Raw genomic sequence first — 23,741 nt, forward strand, 5'->3', positions numbered from 1 at the left:
GGTCCGGACGCGCCGGCCTGCGGCGGCAGCGGTCCAGGCCAGCGTGGCCGCTGGCCGCCATCCATCGCGTCCACCGCGCCGCCCGCTGCATGCGCTTCGCCTTCTGTCGCTCTTTTCCGGATCCATCTTGAACACCAACGCCCCACCCCCGCCCGCCGACGACCTGCCCCTGACCGACCGCCTGCGCGCGGCGCTGGACCTGCTGGAGACCATCGAGGCCGACCGCAGCGTGCTCGACACGCTGCCCGAGGCCGACCGCGTGCGGCTGCACCAGGTGGTGGCCAGGGTCTATCACCCCGAGCCCAAGGCGCGGCGGCAGCTGCTCAAGCAGCGCGAGCGCGAGCGGCATCAGGAGAAGGTGCGCAAGGCCGAAGCGCTGCTCGAGCAGCGCGGCATCCGCGCGCTGCGGCGCAAACCGGTGTTCAGCACGCCCAACTTCTTCCCGCCGCATGCCGCCGGCCTGCACGACGCGCACAACGGCCAGAATGCCACTGCCGCGCCGGAGCCCACGCATTCGCCGGAACTGCGCCACTGCTACGTCTGCAAGCAGAAGTTCACCCAGCTGCATCATTTCTACGACCAGATGTGCCCGGCCTGCGCCGAGCTGAACTACTTCAAGCGCACCGAAACCGCCGACCTGCGCGGACGCGTGGCGCTGCTGACCGGCGGACGGGTCAAGATCGGCTATCAGGCCGGTTTGAAGCTGCTGCGCGCCGGCGCCGAACTGATCGTCACCACGCGGTTTCCGCGCGATTCGGCCGCGCGCTATGCGCAGGAGCCGGACTTCAGCGAATGGGGCCATCGCCTGCAGGTGTTCGGCCTGGATCTGCGCCACACCCCCAGCGTGGAAGCGTTCTGCAGCCAGCTGCTGGCCACCCGCGACCGGCTGGACTTCATCATCAACAACGCCTGCCAGACGGTGCGCCGCCCGCCGCAGTTCTACGCGCACATGATGGCCGGCGAGACCGCCGCGCTGCATGAGTTGCCGGAAACCGTACGCAACCTGGTCGGCCATTACGAGGGCCTGCGCACGCCCGAACTGCTGCGCGATGCCTCGGCAATGGCGCTGCCGGCGGTGCATGGCCGCGGCCTGGACGGCGCCGATGGGCTCACCCGCGCCGCCGAGCTGTCGCAGGTGGCGTTGCTGGACGACGAACTGGTCGGCCAGCAGCACCTGTTCCCGGATGGACGCCTGGATCAGGACCTGCAGCAGGTGGATTTGCGCGGGCGCAACTCCTGGCGCCTGCTGATGGACGAAGTGCCCTCGGTGGAACTGCTGGAAACCCAGCTGGTCAACGCCATCGCGCCCTTCATCATCAACGCGCGGCTGAAGCCGCTGATGCTGCGCACGCCCGAGCGCGACAAGCACATCGTCAACGTCTCGGCGATGGAAGGGCAGTTCTACCGCAACTTCAAGACCACCCGGCATCCGCATACCAACATGGCCAAGGCCGCGTTGAACATGATGACGCGCACCTCGGCGGCCGATTACCAGAACGACGGCATCCACATGAACAGCGTCGACACCGGCTGGGTCACCGACGAGGATCCGGCGGACATCGCCGCGCTCAAGGTTCAGCAGGAACGCTTCCACCCGCCGCTGGACATCGTCGACGGTGCCGCGCGCATCGTCGACCCCATCATCCACGGCGCCAACACCGGCGAGCATGTGTGGGGGCAGTTCCTCAAGGACTATGCGCCGACGGATTGGTAAGAGCTCTCAATCGGCAGGTGCCTGCACCGGCGCCTGCTGCGAATGTTGCCGCCATGTGCATAACGGCCGAGCTCCCTTGTCGCCCCATTGACTGCACCGCCGCTAGCGTCACGGTCAACCAACCGAGACGCCCACATGACAGAGCACGGCAAGCCCAACCCGATCATCGACACCCTCTCCAACGTCATCGGCGCCATCCGTGCCGATGACGACATGCACGACCTGGCCCAGGCCCACGATGCGCTCGAGCCCAAGGCCATCGAGAAGCTGACGCCGGCCGAAGCCCGGCAGCAGCCGACCATTGCAGATGCGGTCAACAAGCTCCTGCACGACCAGGGCAAGTCCGCCGACCCGGAGGCGTTGGTGCCCGGCGTCAAGCGCACCTCCCACACCCTGGAAACGCCCGCCGGCAATCTCCCGGCCTTCGTCTATACCCCACAGGGCGGCACCGCACTGCCGGTCATCGTCTATTTCCACGGCGGTGGCTGGGTGATCGCCAATGCCGAGGTCTATGACGGCGGCGCGCGCGGGCTCGCCAAGGAAACCGGCGCCATCGTGGTCTCGGTCGACTATCGCCAGGCGCCCGAACACAAGTTTCCCGCCGCCTGGGACGACGCGCTCGCCGCCTACGAATGGGTGCTGGCAAACGCGGCAAGCATCGGCGGCAACCCGCAGCGCGTCGCACTCGCAGGCGAGAGCGCCGGCGGCAACCTCGCCCTCGCCACGGCGGTAGCCGCGCGCGACAAGGGGCTGCCGGCACCGACGCATATCCTGGCGGTCTACCCGGTCGGGCAGACCGGCAGCCTGCACACCGAGTCCTACATCGAAAACGCCATCGCCAAGCCCTTGAACAAGGCCATGATCGAATGGTTCGTGGGGCACTTGATCCGCAGCGATGCCGACAAGGCAGATACCCGTCTGGACCTGGTCAACGCCAACCTGCGCGGCCTGGCACCGGTAACGATCATCAACGCCACCATCGACCCGCTGCGCAGCGATGGCGCCAAGCTGGAAGATGCGCTGAAGGACGCCAACGTACCGGTCGAGCGTGAGGTCTACACCGGCGTGACGCACGAGTTCTTTGGCTGCGCCGCCGTCGTTGCCAAGGCGAAGGCCGCACAGGAGTATGCAGGCAAGCGGCTGCGCGAGTCGTTCCGCTAAACAAGGCACAGCGTCTGGCACGACAGGCGTGCCACGCGATAGCAGGAACAGATAATGTCCATACGAGGGCCGCCCTGGCATACCAGGCGGCCCTCTTTTTTGATCCCAGTTTGTGCGTTATCAAAACTATTACTGTCGGGACAGGGTATTGGCTCCGAGCCTGCCTCGTAGGCAGCACGATGCGACAGGCCTGGGACTAAAAAGGACTACCGCAGCAATTCCTGGCGCAGCCATTGCATGTACGATCCAGCCAGGGGAGGAGTCGCGGTCAGACAAGGAGTTCGCCATGCATGGGATCCACTCCAAAACTACCATCGCCTATACGCAGGTCAGGCACGCACTGCAATCCGGCCGGTATCGACCCGGTCAGCGCATCGATCCGACAACGTTGGCTGCCGAGTTCAAGGTCAGCCCCACGCCGGTACGCCTTGCGTTGCATCGCCTGGTCGGCGAAGGCCTGGTCATCGATCACGCACGCTATGGCCTGCAGGTGCCGCTGCTCACCGAGGTCGCACTTCGGGATCTTTACGACTGGATGGACCGCCTGCTGCGGATGGCCTGCGATATCGGCGTTGCACCGACACCGCACGCCGCTGGCGAGTTGGAGCCCACCACTGCGCCTGCGGACGTGGTCAAGCAGACCTGGAAGCTCTTCGACGCCATCGCCCATGCCACGGCGCATTGGTCGCTGCATCATGCCGTCAGGCAGACCAACGACAGGTTGGCACCGGTGCGACGTGCCAAACATGGCCTGCTCGACTCTCTTGAAGAAGAACTGGCAGAGCTCACGCTGCACTGGCAGCAGCGCGACCTTGCCGCGTTGCAGACAGCGTTGCATGACTATCACGTACGCCGCATCCAGGCCGTGCCGCGCATCGTGGCGGTCATGAATGAGCGCATCAATCAGGCTTCCAGCTTCGGCGACTGAGTGTCGTCAGCGCAGCACATTGCGGGATCTGCATGCTGTGCTTGCGAGCTGCCGGCAACCTGTGCCTGATGCGGCGCGAAGGTACGATGCGACGCCACCGGCCAGGTTTGCGGTCAACTTCGATGACGGTCACACAGTGCATTTAATTATGACGGTGTTACGACTTAATCATTTGAAAATCAATACGCCCGTTTCCTAACGTGTCTGCGTCATGGATCCCCATGGCACAACCAGGAGACAGCGATGAACATCAATGACAACGTCCACGGCAATGCGCAGGATGAGGTGATCGTTCTTGGGGTTGCGAGTGTGGAAACCCAGGGCATCTTGCAGGGGAACGAGCCGATGGGCGGGCAGCCCGTCCCGGGCATTTCCGAGGAGTGATGCACAAGGCGCACCGAAAGGTGCGCCTTTTCTTCAATGAGGATGCTCCGATGCCTGTCTACCTCAGCCGTCACGTCTCGTATTGCCTCATCGACAATCAGCCGCTGTTCCTCGACACCCTGAAAGACCATTATTTCCAGCTGCCTGCGGCGCTGGAGGGGGCGTTCCTTGCGCACGTCCAGGGTGATCGGGCAGCGAGCAGCGCGGTGACCAGGCTGGTCGCATTGGGCGTACTTGCCGAGGCCGACGCCGGTGGTGGAAACCTGGCTCCCACTTGCGCGATCGCGCCTGACCATAGCGCGATCGAAAGCGCAGAGATCAACGTGCGTGCCGGCCTCCGCACGACACTGGACGTTGCCGGTAACGTGATCGCAACATGGAGCCAGCTCAAACGCTTCCCCCTGCACGCCGTCCTGGAGGCAACGTCGGCATATCGCGAGCGGCACCTTAGAGGCCGGATAACTGCCGCCCTGCACCCAGCGCAAGTGGACCTCGAGTTGTATGAAGCAGCCGAGGCATTCCGGCGCGCGCGCCTGCGCGTCCCCAGCGCAACCCGCTGTCTTCCAGATGCGATTTCACTGATCCGGTTCCTTGCACGGCGGGGATTGCACGCCAAGCTCGTCTTCGGCGTCATGGTCAATTCACTTTCTGCGCACTGTTGGGTACAGGCGCACCGCACCGTACTGAGCGACACCGTCGGCAATGCCCGTGCCCACACTCCGATCCTGGTGGTGTAATGGCTTACAGATATTTCATGTCGGTTGGTGCGCAGGGCGATGACGCACAACATGCCTCTCATCAGCTCCGCATGCCTGAACTACCTGAGCGCTGGCGAACACCCGGATACGTGTTGTACGCAAGCGATCAAACACCTGTTCTCCCACTGGGGGATGCAGGCCTCATCATTGGCCATGTATTTAACCGGCACGGCGCGCGGTTGACGCATGCCAGCCAGCTCGCCTGCTTCGCACGCGCCGATGGCTTGCGCAGACATATCTTGGAGTACTACTGGGGCGCTTACCTGCTTGTCCTGGCAGAAGATACGGGTAGCAAGGGAGTCAGCATCCTGCGCGATCCGGAAGGCGGAATGCCTTGCCTCCACGCATTGCAGCACGACACGGGCTTTGTGACCTCCGACGTGGAGCTGGCAGTGCACATCGGGAATTACCAAAAGCAGGTCGATTGGCAGTCCATCGCACATCGCCTGATCTATCCGGACATCAAGACCGCTCGCACCGGGTTATGTGGCCTGGAGGAACTACTTCCCGGCACGTGGATCGCGGCGTCACGTGCGCAGCAGGCGCCAGGCGTCGCCTGGTGTCCATGGGATTTTGCAAGTGATGCCACGCACGACGTAGCACCGCCGGTAGCCGCAGCAGCAATCCGGACATCGGTCGAGATGGTGGTCAAGACCTGGGCGGCAACTGACCGCAATGTATTGCTGGAACTGTCGGGGGGTCTGGATTCGTCCGTCGTCGGCGCCTGCCTGAAACAGAGCCAGGCCAATATCACCTGTTGCACGCTGGTGACCCCGGTGCCGGGCGCAGACGAGCGCCGGTACGCCAGTCAGATCGCAGCACTATTGGGGGTACCGCTGCACGCCGACGTCCTGGACTTGCAACCTAACAAGCACGATTTCAGGCTGCCATACGAGATCGCAACCCCACGGGTCGGGATGCTGCAAAACGCTACCGATACACGCATGCGGCAGATGCTGCAGCAACATGGCGCAACCAGCTTTTTCTCCGGCGGAGGGGGCGACACGGTGTTCTGCTACCTGACGACCGCGGCACCCGCAGTGGATGCGCTACGTGGCAAGGGGCTGAGAACAGCCTGGCAATCGGTGGGTGATCTGGCGGAGTTGCATCAATGCACTCTGTGGAGAGCGGCATGGCTAACCCTGCGCAAGCAACTGCGTCAGCCCAAGTCGCCCTATCAAGCAACGCACGATTTCATTCACCCGCGTCATACCGCATGCAGGCCGCAGCACCATCCATGGCTGAGCGCACCTGCCAACGCACTGCCTGGCGACCGCGAGCGCATCCATGCCTTGGCAACGACGCAGGTGTACAGGGATTCTGCGCCGCGTGGGTGGCATGCGCACCTGCGCCTGCCGCTGCTGTCCCAGCCGGTGATGGAGGCGGCACTGCGAATCCCCAGCTGGATGTGGATCAGGGGCGGCCAGAATCGTGCAGTGGCGCGGCAGGCATTTGCCGACCTGCTGCCGGCGGAAGTCCTTGCGCGCCGCAGCAAGGGCGCATTCACCGGTTACGTCGGCGCACTGTATGCGAAGCACCAGCATCAGCTGCAGGCCTACCTCCTCGATGGCCAGCTCCATGCGCATGGTTTACTGGACCGCCAAGCCCTGCAGCGATTCTTCGGGCATCCACTGGCGCCACGCGATCGCCGGCTCGGTCGCGTGCTGGACCTATGCGCAGTGGAGAACTGGGTCCGGCACCAGAGCTAGGGTGTTGCCGCCGCTACGCCCGGCCGAGCTGCCTTTGTTGCACGCATTGTGCGCCAGGCGAGGTACTGGGCCGCCTTGCCAGGATCCGGGTCTTCCACGTCCTGCAACCAGAAGCGAAACCAGTCCACGTTACGTGTGTACACCGCCAGCTTGTGCCGTGGCTGAAATTTCTGGTGGGCTTCGTTGGGATAGACGTACAGGTCTGCCCGTCCGTCCCGGATCAATGGCCCCGCATAGTCGAGCGTGTGCAGGTACTCCTGCTCCGGCAGTTGCATCAGCACAGGTGCATGGATGCGCTCCAGGTTGAAGACAGGCGACAGCCGCCGCCACTGTTCGGGCGTTTCCTCCGGCGCACCCAACTGCCAGTAGGTACGCAACCGCGAAACGAAGGCCTCGCCCGACATACGCATCAAGGTATAGGCAAGCGGCGAGAACGCGATGCTGCTAACCGATGCCGCTGCAAGCACGTCCGAGCGCATCGCCATCCAGTACGTCATTTCGGTTCCGTAACTCAAACCGCCCATGCCTACGCGGTGCCGGTCAATATCGCCGCGTGCCGCCAGCACCTGCACCACACGTTCGATGCAGGAGCGGCCGATTTCGAAGCGCGTGATCGCATCCTGGTCGCTTGCCGGCGCATTGATGCACAGTGCAGAGATGCCAAGACCTGCCAGCGTCGCCAATGGCCACTCATCCCCGACGCCACCGCGTACAAAGCCGGTGCAACGGTAGTAGGTGATGAACAGCGCCGACGGATGCGTGCCGCGCTGTGCGGGGTAGTACAGGCCATTGAACGTACGTCCCTGCGCATCGGTCCAGCGCAGCCGCTCGATCGGCACGTTGGCCATCTCTGCCGCAAGCGCCGCGTTCGGATCGAACAGCACGGTGCGCCGCCAGGAGTTCAGATCGATCCGTTCCAGGCGCGGCGGGCGGCCGGCATCCGCCGCCACGCAGACCACTGCATCGGCCGATACCGCGCAGGGCGCAGGCACCGCGCGACCGCCGTTAACCAGCCCATTGGTTTTCACGATCAGCGTGACCCGATTCGTCGCCACGTCCCACTCGTAAATCGACTGTGCCTGGCTATCGTCCGGGTCGGTTGTAGTGAACAACACCGCGGTGCGGCCCGGCCTCCACACTACCTCGGTGATCGGCTTGCCGGTGCACAGCACTGCATGGCAGTCCACGCGTCTGCTTGGCTGCCCATCCAGCAACACGGACAGGGCCACGTTCGGCCTCGGCCCCACGCCGTCCCAGGCAACCACATGCGTCAGTAGTGCCACGTTGCCAGTCAGGGCATCGCGTGCCTGTTTCCACGGATGCAGATCGGCCAGCTGCCGGTCGACCGCAGCAGGATCCGCCGGAATATCGTTCACTGCCGTCTCGCTGACCTGCCCGCTGGCAAGATCCACCGTCTTCCAGCGCTCGGGCAACTGCGACAGCAACGGCGCGCGGATCACATCGCTGCCGTACAAGCGCTGGGTGGTCCAGCGCTCGTCCAGATAGCCCGACCGGAACAACCCCTGCCCGATCGGGATGGTCTGGTCGATGCGGATGCCGGCATCGTATTCGCCCAGCGTTGCTGCCTCCGTTGCATCACGCGTCGCTCCCACGCTGTAGAACAGGCGCCGGCCATCAGCGCTGAGCTGGAAGTTGCGCACGTCTGCAGCGTCGAAAGTCACCGTGTGCGCCTGAGAACCGTCGGCAGCCGCGCGCCAGACATCCACCCGCCCATGCAGTAGTGCGCGGTAATAGAGATGGCGGCCATCGCGCGCCCAGACCGCTGCTGCAGGGACCAGCGACGCGCCGTCGGATTCGCGTTGCAGGTGTCCGCCTTCGCCCACCTTGCGCGCTGGCCCGGCGCCGTCGGCGCGTTGCACATACCACGCCGTGTCATAGGTGTTGCGCTCGACGGAGGCCTGTTCCATCCGGAAGGCCACCAGGTTGCCATCCGGCGACAGCACCGGATGACTGATGTCCGCCACTTCCAACAACTGCCGCGGGGACACGGCCTGCGCCTGCACCGCAGTCGCCAGTAGCAATCCCAGCACGCCTGGCACACCGCTGCGCCAGATGCTCGATCTCATTACACCCATGGCGCGCTCCTTCCAAGGCTTCCGCAAGGCGTTGGCTGTTGTGCCCGGCAAGGCGCTCACCAATGTTTGGCCACAGTGATGCTGGCAAAGCGCCCCACTGCCGAATAGTTGGTCGAGTCGTACGGCACGTCCGTGATCGCTGCTGGCACGTACAACGGCGGCGCCCTGTCCAACAGGTTCTGCACCGTCAGAGCAACCTCGACACCGTTTGCAGCCCCTTCCCCGGAAAAGGCGTACTGCAGCGACAGATCGAAGGTGGTGAACGAGGCGGTGTCCTGGTCGGTCACCCTGTACGTCACACCGTCGGTGTAGTTGGCAAACGCCGAGCCGGTGAATCCACCCTGCGCCCAGACAGCACCTGCCCGGCCACGTACCTTGGCCGGATAGAACAAGGTGCCGGCCAGATCGAATGCCGCTTGCGCCGACGTATTCTGCTGGGCGCTGTCGAGCCAACTCGCCGCACCACGCAGCGTGAGCCGGCCCTCGCCCACATCCACCCGGTAAGCGCCACTGAGGTCCACTCCCTTGATGCGTTGTGTTCTTGCATTGGCATATTCGCCACGCCCGATCGCCACCACCGACGCAGGGTCGTACGGCCGGCCGGTCCAGTTGAAGAAGCCATCGTCATAGATCGCGAGCAAGCGCGCCTGGTCCTGTGCCGTCGGTGAGAACTGCAGAAACTCCGCCACCGCCGTGTCGCTGAGCACCTGGCCGAACGACGCAAACGGTTGCACCACGCGTGCGCGGTAATCGATATCGAACCACGTCAGCTCCGCTTCCAGGCCCGGCATACGCTCGGGATGAAACGCCAGCGAGACCGATTGGGTAATGGCACGCTCTGGGCCCAGCGCAGGATTGCTGCCCCACGACAGCAGCACCGTCTGCCCGGGCCCATAGCCGGTGCCGCCGATCATTGCCGGCGGCACCAGATAGGCCACCAGATTGCCGTAGCGCTCATTGAGCGTGGGCGCTTTGAACGAGCGGCCCCAGGATGCCTTCAGCGTCAGGTCGCGGCTCGGCCCGTAGATCACGCCGAGCTTGGGTGTGGTGACCTGGCCGAAGCTGTCGTAGTGCTCGGTGCGCGCAGCGGCGGTCAACTCCAGGCGCTGTGCCAGCGGCATGCCAGCATCGGCGCCCAGCAGCGGCACGTTGGCCTCGACATAAGCAAAGCGGCTGCTGTCTTCGCTACGCGCCTGCGCGCCCGTCACTAGATTGCGATTGACCAGCGAGTTGCTGCGGTAGCCCGCACCTACCGCCAGGCGCGCATCCCCTGCCGGCAAAGCCAGCACAGGTCCCTCTGCGCTGAGCTCGTAACTGCGGCCGTCGTTGCAGCGGCATGCACCAGTCACCAGGCGCGTTGCACCGCTTGCCGTCGTCACCATCCATGCCCGCGCCTGGTTCTCATCCTGGGCACGGCTTGCGCCAACTTGCAGGTGCCAGTCGTGCGGCAAGCCGATCTCCAGCGACGGCGCCACGAGCCAGGCAACCGTGTCGGAACGCTGGTCGAAGTACGCGCCGGTGGCTGTCTGGTACGAGCGTTGCTCACGATCGCTGCGCAGTACATCAAGCCGCAGCTCCACATCCGGCCCCAGTGCCTGATGCGCGCTCAGCAGGGCGCTACGCACGCCTCCGCCGGGATACAGCAAAAAAGGTCGCGGCATCTGCTGGGTGTAGCTGCGTTGCTGCACGCCGATCGGGTCCAGGTCGGTATACCGATAACTTGCGATCAGGCCACCGCTGTCCCAGACCGTACCGGCTGTTGCGTCGTACTCGCGGGTGGTGAGCCCGCCCTCGCTGGCGCGGCCATGGCGCGCACTCATCGTCGCGCCTTGCATGTCGCGCTTGAGGATGACGTTGCCTACGCCGGCGACCGCATCGGAGCCATAAATCGCAGACGCACCGTCAGCCACGATCTCCACCCGCTCCACGGCCGCCACCGGAATTGCACTGATATCCACGGCCTGCATCTGCCCGCCATACGCGAGCCGCCGCCCGTTGAGCAACGTCAATGTGGCATCAGGGCCGATGCCACGCAGGTTGAGGCCCGAACCACCGCCGGCATCCTGGTTGTAGATGTTGCCAGTCCCCGTCGCGGTCACCACGCCCGGGTTCTGCCCGCCGCCGAAGTTCTGTGGCAGGCTGCGGATCACCTCGCCCAGGTCGGCGAAGCCTTCCTCGCGAATGCGCTCGCTGCCGATGGTGACCACCGGCGACGGTGTGGTGCCGCCGCGGATACGGGTGCCGGTGACCTCGATGCGGTCCAGTGCCGTCGCAGCATCATCACCGCGCTGCGCATCCGCTTCTACCGCTGGGGTTTGCACGCGTTGCACAGCCGTGCGTTCCTGGGCCGCAAGGTTGTGCAGCGACAGCAGCGAGACCACCGCCAAGGCCAGTCTGCTGCGTGCATGATCAAAACCGACACCGCTCCCCGATACTGCCCGTCGTGCTTGCATGTGCATCCTTCGCGTCCTGGGCGCGGCACCATCGCCATTGCGTCCCCCGACAACAAGTGATGTTGCGCAAGCGCAATGCCCTACCAGTAACGTGTGCAATATGCAGGCAGCGCTGCAACAGAGCGCACATTCAACGGTTTCCGCAACACGCAGTGCGGTTTGCTGAGTGCCGAGCGCTGAGTGCGCGCTACTGCACCAGCAGGTGATGCACCGCGTAGCCGATCGCGGCAACCAGCATCGCTGCCAGCAACAGCCAGGGCCAGCGACGACGCCGGCCGGAGGCCGGCGTCAGCAGTTCCAGATCGCGTGCAGTGGCGGCCTGCAACTCGGGATCATCCAGCACTGCCGACGCGTGTTCGTCCACGTCGAGCAACTGCTGGTAGGCCGCACGATGGCGCGGATCGGCAGCCAGCCACGCCTCGCGCGCAGCGCGCTCGGCAGCAGTCTCGCTGCCGCGTCGAACGAGATAGGCGGCCGCCTGCGCGTGGATGCGCCCGGACTCTGCACGCATGGCTGGTGACTCCCGACGGGCCGTCTGCTGCGCCCTCGCGCACGATGCTACCAGCATCTTCCGGCGGCGCCAGCCAGCCGTCTTGCAGCCCGGTTACTGCGGCAATTCCCCCACCGCCGCGCGGCACGCCAGCAGCGCACGGCTGATGTGCTTCTCCACCATCTTGGTGGAGATCCCCATCTTCGCGGCGATCTGCGGATAGGTGAGCCCGTCGAACCGGCTGAGCTTGAACGCAAGCCGGCACTTCGGCGGCAGCTCGAGCAGGGTGCGCTTGAGCAGCACATCGAGCGTCTGGCGCGCATCGGCGATCTCGTCCACGCCGGCCTCGTCGGCGCTGATCGGCGCAACCTGGTCCAGCGACACGTGCTGCGCCGCCAACCGCCGCTGACGCGAGCGCCGCTGCTCGATCACCAGGTTGTGCGCGATGCGGTACATCAGCAGCCGGCGGTCGCCGATGTTGGGCGCATCGCGGTACACCATCATCCGCGAGAAGGTCTCCTGTGCCAGGTCTGCAGCGGTCTCGGCATCGCGCGTACGGCGGCGCAGGTACACCAACAGTTCGGCATGCAGTGCGGCCAATGCCTGGTCGAACTCGGCGCGGAGACGGTCCCTCTCGGCGAGCGACGGCTGCCCGCGCGCCATGGGCGGCCCATCAGGCGAGCTCATCGTGATCGCCGCGCCTTCGGCCAAGTGCGGCCGCCCACCAACTCCCCCACGCATCTTGCGACACGACGCACCAGCGCAACGCGCGCGCGAGGGTCATGCAAGTGGATCTGAACATGAGCAGTGCAGCCGAAAGATGGAGAGTGGGTGGTGGGCGCCGCAGCCCGAACCGCAGCCCCACCTCTTCCTCTATGACGGCAAGCGATGCTAACCCCCTACGTTTTGCGCGTCAGTCAGCCTCCGTCCACATCAACACACACGTGCTGCACACCTCAACCCTGTCACTTGCACCGGCGATACTGCATGACCGATTCGCCGTCAGAAATCACCAGATGCTTGCCCTTTCCAGATACGGGTCATCCGTTCTTCCAGCTGGTGCGAGATCCGACGTGGCGAACACGATCCAGACGTGAGGTTTGTAAGCAACAAGGCCGATTGCTACCGACGTCGTTCGGCACTCGTACGACGCATCTTCCGCCAAGTCTGGTTTCATCAACACCAAAGCCGTCACTCCATCCTTTGGCAAACGGGCCAGAAGCGCGGAATCGGTGTTCATTGCCCTTCATGAACTGAACTACCTGCCCGGTGCCACCCCCGCTACCCCGTGTTGTAGGGGCGCCGATCGGTGCTCGCGATAAGACTCATCGCGCTCCCCCTCCTCGCTAGCAAGTGCGCTGCACCAGAGACGCATCTTCAGCCGTCGGTTGAAATGGTCACCTTTTCCCAATCGGCGATGGACGCTGCGAACGCAGCCAGCTTGGCTCGCACCAGCGTCAACGCATCGCTCCCCAGAAGCAAATGCGCCGGCGGATTTTCCGCGGCAATCACCTTCAGCATCGCGCGTGCTGCCTTCACCGGGTCGCCTAGCTGCTTGCCACTCTTTTCCTCGCGGGCCTGGCGGATGGGATCAAAGATGGCGTCGTAATCCGCGATGGATCGCGGCGCCCGCTGCATCGAACGCCCCGCCCAATCGGTGCGAAACGAACCCGGCGCCACCGCTGTCACCGCGATGCCTAGCGGACCAACTTCCTTGCCCAGCGTCTCGGAGATGCCTTCCAGCGCGAATTTGCTGCCGCAGTAGTATCCGATGCCGGGCATGGTGATGTGGCCGCCCATCGAGGTGATGTTGAGGATGTGGCCGCGGCGGCGCTGGCGCATGTACGGCAACGCGGCCTTCATCATGGCGACGGCGCCGAATACGTTGACATCGAACTGGCGGCGCATCTCCTCGAGAGGCGACTCCTCCATGATGCCTTCGTGGCCGTAGCCAGCGTTGTTTACGAGGACGTCGACCGGGCCGACATTCTCCTCCACTTCGGCGATGACGCCGTCGATGGCGGCGAAGTCGGTGACGTCGAGGAGGCGGCCATGAACCTTCCCGGGAGCGAGGTCTTCAAAGACGCGTTTCGCCGCCGCGTTGCGAACGGTACCGATGACCACGTGGCCCTGGGCGACGGCTTGCCGGGCCAGGGCACGGCCCAAACCGCTACTGACACCGGTGATGAGGAGGGTCTTCGGGTTGCCCATGGGTGCTCCGTTGGTTGGTCTTGGAATGCATAATCCGCCACCATTGCCAGGTCGATAAGTCACAATTGGCTTTTATTCTTGCCTATTCCTATGGATGCTCCGAAGGCTCGCACGCTCAAACTTCTGCGCGAACTTGCACCCGACGAGGGCTATAACCTCACGGCGGTGCCGAGCGTCCGCATCCTCCGCTCCGACCGGGCGCTTGCCCGCACGCCCGTGCTTTACGACCCCGGCATCGTCATCGTGTGCCAGGGCCGCAAACGTGGCTACTTCGGCGACCAGCTCTACCTTTACGACGCGGACCAGTACCTCGCCGTCTCGGTGCCCGTGCCTTTCACGATGGAAACGGACGCCACGCCGGCCCACCCCCTGCTGGCCCTCTACCTCCATCTCGACTTCCCGCTCGCCGCGGAAGTGGCGGAACAGATCGACCGCAAAGGCCAGGCCGACACTCTGCAGCCACCGCAGAGCATGATGTCCACGCCCGTGGACGACGCCATGCGCGATTCGGTCCTGCGCTTCCTCGAGGCCATGCAGAAGCCACTGGATGCCACCGTCCTCGGCCCGGGACTGCTACGCGAGCTCTATTTCCGCGTATTGACGGGCGCGCAGGGCAGCGCCATGCGTAGTGCACTGGCCATGCGCGGCCAGTTCGGTCGCATCAGCCAGGCGCTACGTTTGATTCACGCCTCATATCCGCAGCCCCTGGACGTGGCGCGACTGGCGAGCGAAGCAGGCATGAGCGCGCCCAGCTTCCAGAGCCACTTCAAGGCGATCACGCAGGTCTCGCCCATGCAGTACGTGAAGTCGACGCGGCTGCACCAGGCGCGGTTGTTGATGGTGCGGCAATCGCTGACGGCGGAAGCGGCGAGCCATGCGGTGGGGTACACCAGCCCATCGCAGTTCAGTCGTGAGTTCCGGCGGTTGTTTGGTGCCACGCCGGCGGCCGAGGCGCGGAGGATGCGGGAGACGTTTGCAATTCCCGAGACATTTGCGGATGCGGTGTACGTCTCTTCGCACTAGCTAAGGGAACCGCGGCAATTAAACCGCATGGCTCTTTCCGCTTGGAGGAGCGCGGAGACCGCACGTTGCCGGCCTGCGCACGCGCGGTATTTCAGCAGCGCTACGACCGCAAGGACTATCAAGCAGCGTTCTCTACACTGTCTCCCGTCCTGACGCAGTGCGGGCAGACGCCGGGATGGGACGAAGAGGGAAATATGCGCAACGACGTGGCAATCGTCCAAGACAAGACTGCCCAGTACGCGCCATGCCTGGAAACGCTGCGCTAACGGGGTCAGGTTCACTTCCTAGCCAAATTTCAGGCTACGGCCTCAGCTTTCGTGAGGGTTTCCTCGCTATCAGTACCAACGCCGGGCTGCGAGTCTTGTGCCATGGCCAGACTTCCATGCATCGACCTTCCCGGCATCCCGCAGCACATCGTGCAGCGCGGGAACAACCGGTTGCCCTGCTTTCTGGATGATGGCGATCGATTGCGCTATCTGCACCTGATGCATGAGGCCCTGCACGCCACAGGCTGCCAGTTGCACGCTGACGTCTTGATGGACAACCATGTGCACTTGCTAGTCACGCCACCTGATGCGGGACGGATCGGGCAACTGATGCAACAGCTTGGGCGAAACTACGTCGCAGCATTCGTCTTCATCTGCAGCAGCAGCGAGCCCTGGGCCACGACGCCTTCCGCGCAATGGTCGAAGCCAAGACCCACCGCTTTGCGGGCGTCAGGCCCGCTCATCGCCCACGCAGACCGAACACCGCCAACTGATAAGTTAACCTGACCCCGTTATTGGCTCCGTTATTGGCTTGAGATGAAACGTGCGCAGCAGCGCACGAACAGGCAGCGGATCCGCGCCGGGCGGCACGGCTCCCGCCCGCGACCTTTCCCGCTCACGCGGTCGCCCGGACCACTGGCATGATGATGCCCGCACGTTGAGCACTGACGTACAGGAGGCACGGATGTCACAACACGCTATCGAGGAGTTCATCGAACGCTGCGTCCAGCTGGTCGATCGCGGCAGCTTGAGTCGCACGCACAAGGCAGCGCTCATGCGTAGCCTGCTTGGGCTGCAGGCGCGTTACGACACCGGCCTGACCTGGTTCCGCGTGCACACCGAGCTCCTGCGCCATGGCGTGCTGGTGCGTACGGCGGTCGAGGAGATCGACGATGCGACCCTGCGCGCGCAGGCCCTGGCCGCCGAAGCGCCCGGTTGGCTGGAGGACGCACAGGGCGAGGTCTATCTGCAATGGCAAGACCAGGCACGCGTGGTCTACCGCCGACCAGACACCGGCCACACGCTACCGCTGGCAGAAGTGTTCGGGGACGTTCTCAACCTCGCCCACCAGGCCGATGACAGCGCGTTGTTCACCGATTGCTACGGCCTGTTGGTCAACGGCTGGCTGGACGAGACCTTCGACGCTGCCGACGGTATCGCCCCCACCCTGGACGGCCTGCTCGCTTCCGACACCTTGCGCGCCATCCGTGCGCTGGCCGCACTCCGCGCGCTCAAGCCTCGCCGTGGCGCGCCCGAGGACCTGGCCGTGCCGCGGCTGGCCGACAGCGGCACCTCCGGTGAGATCGAGCGCGAGATGGGTCTGCGGTTTTTCCTGCAGCCCAAGCGCACGCCTGCGGCGTTACGCACTGCGCGTGACAAGGCCACACGTCAGCAGGTGCGTCTGCGCGAGCTGCTCCCGCAACTGGTGGAGCAACACCTGGGCACATCGCTGCGCGCTGCTGGTTGGTCTGCTGTCACGGTTGAAGCGAGCCATCGTTGGCAATGGATCCGCGACCACGACGGCAGCCGTCAGTGTCTGTGGGCCAGCTATGACCCGACCCTGGGCGAGCTGATGGTCCAGGCGGGGCTGCAGCATGCCCGCCTGCTGGCCTGGCAGCAGCGCGCGGCGACCACGCAGCTGCATGACCTGCATTGCGTGGCTGATGCGGCCACCTTCCTGGGCAAGCAGGTCCTGGACAGCGCGGACGTGGGCGACTACGGCGGCTGGGCACTGAATCCAGCTCACAGCGACGCCGTGCTGAGCGCTGCCCTGGCCCGTCTGGCGACCGCACTGCCCGCACTGGATGTGCACTTCTTCAGCCGCATCACCGATCAGCTGGCCGGCCCCTGGTTCCAACGCTCCGCCGACACCTGGCTGCAGCTGCTGGAACACGGCGACGACAACGGCGTGGTGCCGCCCGAGGTGATATTCGCCAGCCCGGACAGCGTGCTGCTGGTATTCGTGTTCTTCCACCTGGAGTGCGGCGAACAGACACGTGCCAACGCACATGTCGAACAGTTGCGCCAGCGGCTGGCCGCACGCGCCCGTCCAACTGTCTGGCATCGCCAATGGCTGGCGCCATTTCTGCAGCAGTGGGAGCACGGGGCAGGCACTGCGCCCATGCCACCGCTGCTGCACCCGCTGCTGCTCGATCACCTGCGCGCAAACGATGGCGCCTGATTGCCGCACCACGCCGCCGATACGCGGCTGGCGCGACTCAGGCGTGTGTACGGAGGCCTTGCAGGTCGACATCTTGCTGCCGCAAGCCGCGGCGCCGCACAGGCAACGCGGCGCCGCATTCCAAGGCCTTGTCCGCTTGCAATGCCGGCAGCGCACAGGCATCGCGCACAGCCCCTCAATAGCGTAGCGCCTCCGCTGTGGGTGCCACCGGCTCAAACCGCGCCTTGCTGAAGTCATGCAGCAGCCGAGCCGCCTGCTCACCCTGCTCGGAATAGCGCCGGAAATCGCTTTTGCACAATCGATACAGGCAGCCGCCGCGCGCGAACACCAGGTCGCCGCCATCCCAATCGGCCCAGTCGGTGCCGGGCAGGTCCACCAGCACGGCGCCGTCGCGATCCAGCACGCGATGATCCAGCGCATACCAGGCATCGTTCTGGCGCCCCACGGCACGCAACAGCGATTGCAGCCGACGCCCGCCACTGCCGTCCTTCTCCCACACGCGTGGGCGCGTGAAGCCGTAGAGCACGCCGCTTCGCAAACCGCCGCGTTCGCCCTCACCGCCGTCGAGCGTTCGCCAGCCAGCGCGCTGCCGCAGCATGCTGTCGATCGGCTCGTCTTCGCCACCGCCGGACCATTGCCCGAACGGCCGCACCGTCATCCCGTGCTTCAGACCGAAGCCGGTCGGAAGCGGAAACGGCTCGCGGCCTGCCTGCGGCTGATGATTCAACAGCAGCGTCTGCTCGTCCTCAAACGCACCACCGCCACCCCACGCATCCCCCTTGGGCCAGAGCGCCAGCGCGGTGAAGAACGGTGGGCGCGACAGCGCTGTCCAGGTTCCGAAATCGCCCTTGTGCTTGGCCGCGAAATACACCAGCAGGCGGCCCGACGGCGACAGGTCGCAACGCCGCTCGTAGATGCGGCCCTTGAACCACTGCCCGTGCTCGAAGGTGTCCGTGCGCAAGTCCCAGCGGATCAGCTGTACCTGCTTGCTGGGCCCACGCCGGAAGATCACCCCGGTACGCGCGTCCCGCGCCAGCAGGACATACAGCCGTGTGGCCGGGGTGAACCCGTCTTCCATCTGCGATGTCGATTGCATCTGCATCCTCCGTGGATTGACGCTGCTCCCGCACCGATGCAGTTCAGCCACATCTGGCTGCAGGCAGCACGTATCGCAGCCGCCGCACGGTGTCGTGCCGATTATCGAGCCCGGGCAACAGAGCGCAAGGTCTGCGCTGCAGGCATTCCGGCGTCGCGCCCTGGTGTGTCGCGCACACCTTGCCTGCTGCCGGGCACCGATCGCCTCGCGCGTTATCCTTCGCCCCGCAAGCAGCTGTCTCTTCCGCCTTCTGCGAGGAACCGCACCTGAGCAGGGTCACCCGTCGTCAATTTCTCGAAGCCGGCATCGTCGTCCTGGGCACAGCGGGCATGCTCGGCGCCTGCGCCACGCAGGACAGCGCCCTGCACACGCGCTGGAGCCAGTGGCAGGCGAAATGGCGCTGGATGGAAGCCATCGCCCGCAAGCGCCGTTGGCAGGTGACGCCGCTACGGATCGCCCCGCCTGCGACAGAACGCCAGCTGCTATCGCTCGAACGCCGTCACCGCCTGCCGATCCCTGCCCAACTGCGTCGCGTCCTGCGCGAGCTGTCGGCGGAGGTGAGCTTCGGCTGGTACGTGCCCTCGCATCTGCGCGCGATGGAACAGCAAGACCTGCCGTCGATGAGCTGCAATCGCGACACGGTGTGGAGCCTGACGCACATCGATACGATGGCCCTGCCCGTCTTCCTGGACTGGAAGCAGGAGCTGGCCACGCGCGATCTGTCCGAGGCACCCAACAGTCCTGCACTGTGGGAACACCAGTTCGCTTTCTACAACCTCATCAACGGCGACTGGCTGACCATCGACACCACGCATGCGGATCCGGCCAGGCAACCGGTACGCTATTTCTCGCACGAACTGGAGATGCTGCACGGCCTGGCGCTGGCGCCGGACTTCTTCAGCTTCATCACCCAGATGTCGGCGCTAGGCATGGCCGGCACCGAATGGGCCTCGTGGATGCGCTTCGGCAACGGCCAGAAAGATGACACCTTCTACCTGGATGCCGGCAACCAGGGCTCAAAGGCGTGGCTGGCCTGGCTGCAACGCGACCCGGCGCAACCCGACCCCGATACGCCGCCGCTGCCGATCGTGGAGCGCAGCGCTGCCGATCGCGCATTGCTGGACGCCGCACGCGCCAATTCACTCGTCGGCGTCGAGGCCGCATTGCTGGCAGGCGCCGTCCCCGACTGCACGCCGGACAGCGACTGGCTGATGGAACACACCGCATCCGACCAAGAGTTTTCCACCGCCATCCATTACGCCACCCGGCACGACAACACGGCGATGATCGAGCGCCTGCTCAAGGCCGGCGCAACGCTCAATACACGGCTGCTGCCGCTCAATACCGCGGTCAAACACGGCACGCTAGCCACCGTGCGCTGGCTCATCGCGCACGGCGCACGCGTCAACGGCTGGGCCAATCAGCGGTACTGGCCGCTGCACGACCTGGTGGTCACCCGCGGGCCAATCGCCGCAATGACGCGTGCGCACTACCGCCAGCACCTGATCGACAGCATCAGCATCGGCAGCCTCGACTCACTGGATGGCATGATCGCCCAAGCCAAGGACGCACAGACCCGCGCGCGCTATCTCGCCGCCAAGCGCGCCCTGCAGCAGGCCAGCGAGGAGGCAGTGAAAGACGTCGACAGCAAGCTGCGCAACCACCTCAGCCTGCAGGACTATCTGGACATGCTGGAAGCGCTGCTGGACGCCGGCGCCGACCCGGACGCACGCTGGGACAACGGCACCACCATGCTCGGCTGGGGCGGCGTGGCCACCGCACGCGTGCTGCTGGCACACGGCGCCGATCCCAACGCACGCGACATCCACGGCACCACGCCGCTGCACACCGCCAGCACCGGCGAAAAGGTGCGCGTGCTGGTCGCCGGCGGCGCCGACATCAACGCGCAGGCCATCGCACAGAACACCGACGACTCGCAGCACTACACACCGCTGCAGTCGGCGCTGCTCTCCCACACGCTCGATGGCGACAGCCCCATCACCGCGCTGCTGGAACTGGGCGCGGACGCCACCCGCACCGACGCCGATGGCCGTTCGTCGCTGGCCTATTGCTTCCAGCCGGACCTGGTGCGCCTGATCATGAGCATGGGGCTGGACCCATTGGCCCTGCAACCGGGCCAGCAAACCCTGCTGCATAACCTCACCGCCCGTCACTGGCTCCCGCGCCACACGTTCCCGAAGGAAGTGGCCTTTCTCGATTTTCTGCTGAGCCTGGGGATCGACATCAACGCGCGCGACGCCAGGGGCCGCACCCTGCTGCACTACGCCGCCGAACAGGAAAGCAACGATGAGAGCGCGCCCAACTACGCCCTCGTCCTGGCCCGGGGTGCCGACAAAACCATCAAGGACAACGATGGCAAGCGCGCCGTCGACCTGTTTGCCGCCTCGTTGCAGACTGTGCGGGCGGCATTGCGGTGATGTGCATCAAGGGTGATGTCGATGTCCATCGCTCCATCATCTCCGGGACACCACAGCAGACGCATGGACAGGAAAAACAAAATCCCCGTTCTGACGCTGGCCTGCCTGACATCTATGGCACTTGCCACCACGCTATGCCTCGCGCAGCCGCCTGCCGGCGCGCCCGAATTCGCACCAACCTTGGACGATCCCGCAGCAAGCGTCGCCCTGGTGCCCGGCGAATACATCACCGAAAAGGGATGGGGGCATCTACTACTGACCAGGCACAAGCAATCGCTACGATTCTCTTTGGAAAGCACCACTGGCCAAGCCATGTGCTTCCTGGAAGGTGTGATTGACGGAAGACAAGGCATTGCCACAAGCGAGACCGGCCCCACTGAGTGCCAAGTGCAGTTCGCAGACACCGCCGAAGGTATCGACGTGACCACCACCACGCCGGTCGAGTGCAAGTCCTTGTGCGGCTACAACAGCAGTTTCGAAGCACCCTACCTGCGGGCCAAGGATGGTTGCAGCCGCAACGCCCTTGCCCGCACGCGCGCGGCATTTCAGCAGCACTACGACCGCGAGGACTACAGGACGGCATTGACCACCCTGTCCCCGGTCCTGGCGCAATGCGGGCCTACACTGGAATGGGAAGAAGAGGGAGATATCCGCAATGATCTGGCAATCACCCAGTACAAGAACGCGCTGTATGCGCAGTGTCTGGAAACGTTGAATGCCTATGCCGAAGATGCAGCGACAGACGACGACGCAGTGATGGAGAACTGGCCACCGGTCCTTGCGGACCGCTATCTGGCAATCGTACGCGCAGCGAGAACCAATCTTGCGTTATGCAGGAAAGCGCTGGCCAGACAAAAGAACTAGAGCATTCACTATCAAATTCGACCAGCCACACGTGGTGCGCCGCTCAGCTTGTCCCGATGCCCACATACTCCTGCGCAACCGCATGCCTGGCTTGCACAGACCCCCAGATTCGACCGCGGCTCAACCCAACTGCGCGCGCTACCCGCTGAAACTCGACAGGCCCTTGATAGCCCGGAGACTTCTTCTTGATCAGGATGCGATCGGATGGCGTGACACAGCTGTCCTCCAGGGAATTGCTCACATGTGCCTCATCCACGAAGAACTCTTCATAGGGCAACGGCAGCACGGATGTCTCTCCGTTGCGGTCGAACTTCAGCAACAGGCTGTCATCGCGCTCGAAGCACAGCGTCTTCCAAGGGAAATCGGTCAGCTTGCCGGCTTCGACCACCGCCGAGTCCTTGCCGGCCAGCAGCGTCCCAACATGCTCGGAAAACTGTTCCTTTGAAATCGGTGGCTCATTCATGGCGCATCCTGCAAAGGTGGCAACAACCACTGCGGCCGATGCCGAAAAGTAATGAGGGAAGATAGCGAATGGCATACAGCGCGGCCCCTTCCAGCGGTAAAGCGATGTTTTACCAGAAGCACAAAGCACACGCATCCTTGCAGGAATAGCGACGCCCCCTTCTAGCGAATTCCGGTCCACGCCTGCCAAGAAATTCCTGGAGATTTCGATCAGACAATTACATTTGATTTTGAGGAGTCGCCCATCTGATTACAGCTCTGTGAAGGTGGATCAACGACACAATAGACAAGTCAGTCGCACTCAGTGGCAGCAATACCGACGACATGGAATATCTCAGCGCGCTATTGATGGTCCTGTCTGAGTAACAGCTTGCTGCGACTGCTCCAGCGCCTGCTGCTGTTCGCGTGCCTGGGCCTGAGTCTGGTTGATTGCCTGCAGGCGATCGAACGACTGGTTCTCTGGTGCCTGCACGGCGTCCACCGTCGGCATGTGTGCGCGCTGGTGTGCCGGATCGTTGAGGGCGCCCTGGACGACAAAGACCTTCTCGCCGCCGGCCAGCTGACCTGTTGGGTTGTTGAGCACTACATGATCCACCCGCGACAACCCTTCCTCTTTGGCCAACGCAAGCAGGCTGGCGGTCATACGCTGGCTTGCCCCGTCCCACTCTTTGCCGTGCTGGGCGTCGAGCTGCATCACACCACTTTTGATCTGCTGGTATAGCGTGTGGTCCGCATGGCCTGGCTGGGAGGGCAACAACGGGGTCTTCGGTGGTGTCAAGGGTGATTCAGGGCCAAGTCCACCCTGCTTCACATCAGAAGAAGCGATATCACTAACGGCTCCGGGCTCCGGCCGCCCTTGTTTAAGCTTCCAGGGGACAATGTGTTTGTCGTAGTAATCGCCATAATATTGCTCGTATGTCTTACTTGGCCCAACCGAAGGTTGTTCCGTCTTGAATATCTGGGCGATCTGATTCAACGCCGCATTGCGAGTGATGTGGCCTGCCATTTGTTGATCGGCAATTGCTTCGTACTGCTGCGGCCTATTTCCGCTACCAGCGATACCAATATCTGGCCCTTGATTATTCAAAATCTCACGCCGAACCAGTGCGTTACTGAGCGTTGCTGCAGCTTCGCCGCGGAGCATGTTACTCACATAAGCTTGTTTGGACGAATAATCAGGAGGCTCGGCGAACCGATGATGACCAATCTCATGCGAGAGCGATGCGGCGAGTCGCCCGCCCTTGCCGATCGCATTCTGGTCAATCACGATCTCCTTGTCAGGCACTATGTAAGTGCCCCCGCCTGCATTACCCCACACAACGCCTATGCCATCACGCTTGAGCTGAGATAAGCCTGCTTGTAGCGTAGGTGACTGAGCAAGAAACGGAGTAAGTGCGGGGTCTTTCAGCGGTGAGGTGGGCGGTGCGCCGGCAGATGATGCACCCACCTGCTTAGGTTGCGGAATTTTTGATTCTTCATTGCCTTCCATCGCATTTCCTTTGCTTG

20 protein-coding genes are annotated in these 23,741 nt (G+C 64.1%); 11 read left to right on the plus strand and 9 right to left on the minus strand.

Going from position 1 to position 23,741, the window contains the following annotated elements; all coding sequences use genetic code 11:
• The first annotated feature begins 127 nt into the window (after positions 1 to 127).
• From GGR73_RS13090 to GGR73_RS13115, 6 genes are all read left to right on the plus strand, one after another.
• Positions 128 to 1,714 (plus strand): SDR family NAD(P)-dependent oxidoreductase, encoded by a 1,587-nt coding sequence (locus GGR73_RS13090; protein WP_184457268.1) that lies wholly within the window; start codon positions 128 to 130, stop codon positions 1,712 to 1,714.
• A gap of 135 nt (positions 1,715 to 1,849) precedes the next feature.
• Entirely contained in the window at positions 1,850 to 2,875 is a 1,026-nt protein-coding gene (locus GGR73_RS13095; RefSeq protein WP_184457270.1) for an alpha/beta hydrolase, read from the plus strand.
• 112 nt (positions 2,876 to 2,987) lie between these two features.
• Positions 2,988 to 3,803: a GntR family transcriptional regulator gene (locus GGR73_RS13100; protein ID WP_456362956.1), complete on the plus strand. Its 816-nt coding sequence runs from the start codon at positions 2,988 to 2,990 to the stop codon at positions 3,801 to 3,803.
• A gap of 243 nt (positions 3,804 to 4,046) precedes the next feature.
• Positions 4,047 to 4,187, plus strand: a complete 141-nt coding sequence (locus GGR73_RS13105) for a benenodin family lasso peptide (protein WP_104541915.1) — start codon at positions 4,047 to 4,049, stop codon at positions 4,185 to 4,187.
• 50 nt (positions 4,188 to 4,237) lie between these two features.
• Complete coding sequence (locus tag GGR73_RS13110) at positions 4,238 to 4,924, plus strand: lasso peptide biosynthesis B2 protein (protein WP_184457272.1); 687 nt, start codon at positions 4,238 to 4,240, stop codon at positions 4,922 to 4,924.
• A complete protein-coding gene (locus tag GGR73_RS13115; protein ID WP_184457274.1) occupies positions 4,924 to 6,654 on the plus strand; it encodes an asparagine synthase C-terminal domain-containing protein in 1,731 nt (576 codons plus the stop codon). The genes GGR73_RS13110 and GGR73_RS13115 overlap by 1 nt, the downstream gene beginning before the upstream one ends.
• Here the strand turns inward: GGR73_RS13115 and GGR73_RS13120 are convergent.
• The 6 genes from GGR73_RS13120 to GGR73_RS13145 all read right to left on the minus strand — a co-directional run bounded on the left by GGR73_RS13120 (position 6,651) and on the right by GGR73_RS13145 (position 13,904).
• Positions 6,651 to 8,750 (minus strand): Atxe2 family lasso peptide isopeptidase, encoded by a 2,100-nt coding sequence (locus GGR73_RS13120; RefSeq protein ID WP_456362957.1) that lies wholly within the window; start codon positions 8,748 to 8,750, stop codon positions 6,651 to 6,653. The two genes, GGR73_RS13115 and GGR73_RS13120, sit on opposite strands and share 4 nt — an antisense overlap.
• A gap of 56 nt (positions 8,751 to 8,806) precedes the next feature.
• Positions 8,807 to 11,434, minus strand: a complete 2,628-nt coding sequence (locus GGR73_RS13125; RefSeq protein WP_456362958.1) for a TonB-dependent receptor plug domain-containing protein — start codon at positions 11,432 to 11,434, stop codon at positions 8,807 to 8,809.
• Positions 11,391 to 11,714, minus strand: coding sequence for a DUF4880 domain-containing protein (locus GGR73_RS13130; RefSeq protein ID WP_160955266.1), 324 nt, complete (start codon positions 11,712 to 11,714; stop codon positions 11,391 to 11,393). The genes GGR73_RS13125 and GGR73_RS13130 overlap by 44 nt, the downstream gene beginning before the upstream one ends.
• A 93-nt stretch (positions 11,715 to 11,807) precedes the next feature.
• Complete coding sequence (locus GGR73_RS13135) at positions 11,808 to 12,380, minus strand: RNA polymerase sigma factor (protein WP_245230654.1); 573 nt, start codon at positions 12,378 to 12,380, stop codon at positions 11,808 to 11,810.
• 322 nt (positions 12,381 to 12,702) lie between these two features.
• A complete protein-coding gene (locus GGR73_RS13140; RefSeq protein ID WP_184457276.1) occupies positions 12,703 to 12,933 on the minus strand; it encodes a hypothetical protein in 231 nt (76 codons plus the stop codon).
• Positions 12,934 to 13,070: 137 nt separating this feature from the next.
• On the minus strand, positions 13,071 to 13,904 hold the full coding sequence (locus tag GGR73_RS13145) for an oxidoreductase (protein ID WP_184457278.1): 834 nt from the start codon (positions 13,902 to 13,904) through the stop codon (positions 13,071 to 13,073).
• Between the two features lie 90 nt (positions 13,905 to 13,994).
• Between GGR73_RS13145 and GGR73_RS13150 the strand changes: the two genes are divergently transcribed.
• The 3 genes from GGR73_RS13150 to GGR73_RS13160 all read left to right on the plus strand — a co-directional run bounded on the left by GGR73_RS13150 (position 13,995) and on the right by GGR73_RS13160 (position 17,375).
• Entirely contained in the window at positions 13,995 to 14,927 is a 933-nt protein-coding gene (locus GGR73_RS13150; protein ID WP_184457280.1) for an AraC family transcriptional regulator, read from the plus strand.
• Positions 14,928 to 15,295: 368 nt separating this feature from the next.
• Positions 15,296 to 15,700 carry a transposase gene (locus GGR73_RS13155; protein WP_456362959.1) on the plus strand — a complete coding sequence of 135 codons (405 nt, stop codon included), beginning with the start codon at positions 15,296 to 15,298 and terminating at the stop codon, positions 15,698 to 15,700.
• Positions 15,701 to 15,878: 178 nt separating this feature from the next.
• The gene (locus GGR73_RS13160) at positions 15,879 to 17,375 is read left to right on the plus strand and encodes a hypothetical protein (RefSeq protein ID WP_184457281.1); all 1,497 of its coding nucleotides are present in this window, start codon (positions 15,879 to 15,881) and stop codon (positions 17,373 to 17,375) included.
• A gap of 175 nt (positions 17,376 to 17,550) precedes the next feature.
• Here GGR73_RS13160 and GGR73_RS13165 read toward each other — a convergent pair whose 3' ends face one another.
• The gene (locus GGR73_RS13165) at positions 17,551 to 18,471 is read right to left on the minus strand and encodes a hypothetical protein (protein WP_456362960.1); all 921 of its coding nucleotides are present in this window, start codon (positions 18,469 to 18,471) and stop codon (positions 17,551 to 17,553) included.
• 329 nt (positions 18,472 to 18,800) lie between these two features.
• Between GGR73_RS13165 and GGR73_RS13170 the strand changes: the two genes are divergently transcribed.
• Positions 18,801 to 20,909, plus strand: coding sequence for an ankyrin repeat domain-containing protein (locus GGR73_RS13170; protein ID WP_184457283.1), 2,109 nt, complete (start codon positions 18,801 to 18,803; stop codon positions 20,907 to 20,909).
• 63 nt (positions 20,910 to 20,972) lie between these two features.
• Complete coding sequence (locus tag GGR73_RS13175) at positions 20,973 to 21,773, plus strand: hypothetical protein (RefSeq protein ID WP_456362961.1); 801 nt, start codon at positions 20,973 to 20,975, stop codon at positions 21,771 to 21,773.
• A 43-nt stretch (positions 21,774 to 21,816) separates the two neighbouring features.
• On the opposite strand, the gene GGR73_RS13180 is transcribed toward GGR73_RS13175, so the two are convergent.
• Together GGR73_RS13180 and GGR73_RS13185 are read right to left on the minus strand one after the other, a co-directional pair.
• Positions 21,817 to 22,236, minus strand: coding sequence for a hypothetical protein (locus GGR73_RS13180; protein WP_456362962.1), 420 nt, complete (start codon positions 22,234 to 22,236; stop codon positions 21,817 to 21,819).
• Positions 22,237 to 22,569: 333 nt separating this feature from the next.
• Positions 22,570 to 23,724, minus strand: a complete 1,155-nt coding sequence (locus GGR73_RS13185) for an XVIPCD domain-containing protein (protein ID WP_456362963.1) — start codon at positions 23,722 to 23,724, stop codon at positions 22,570 to 22,572.
• Positions 23,725 to 23,741: the final 17 nt, after the last annotated feature.

Source organism: Xanthomonas sp. F14 (assembly GCF_014199865.1).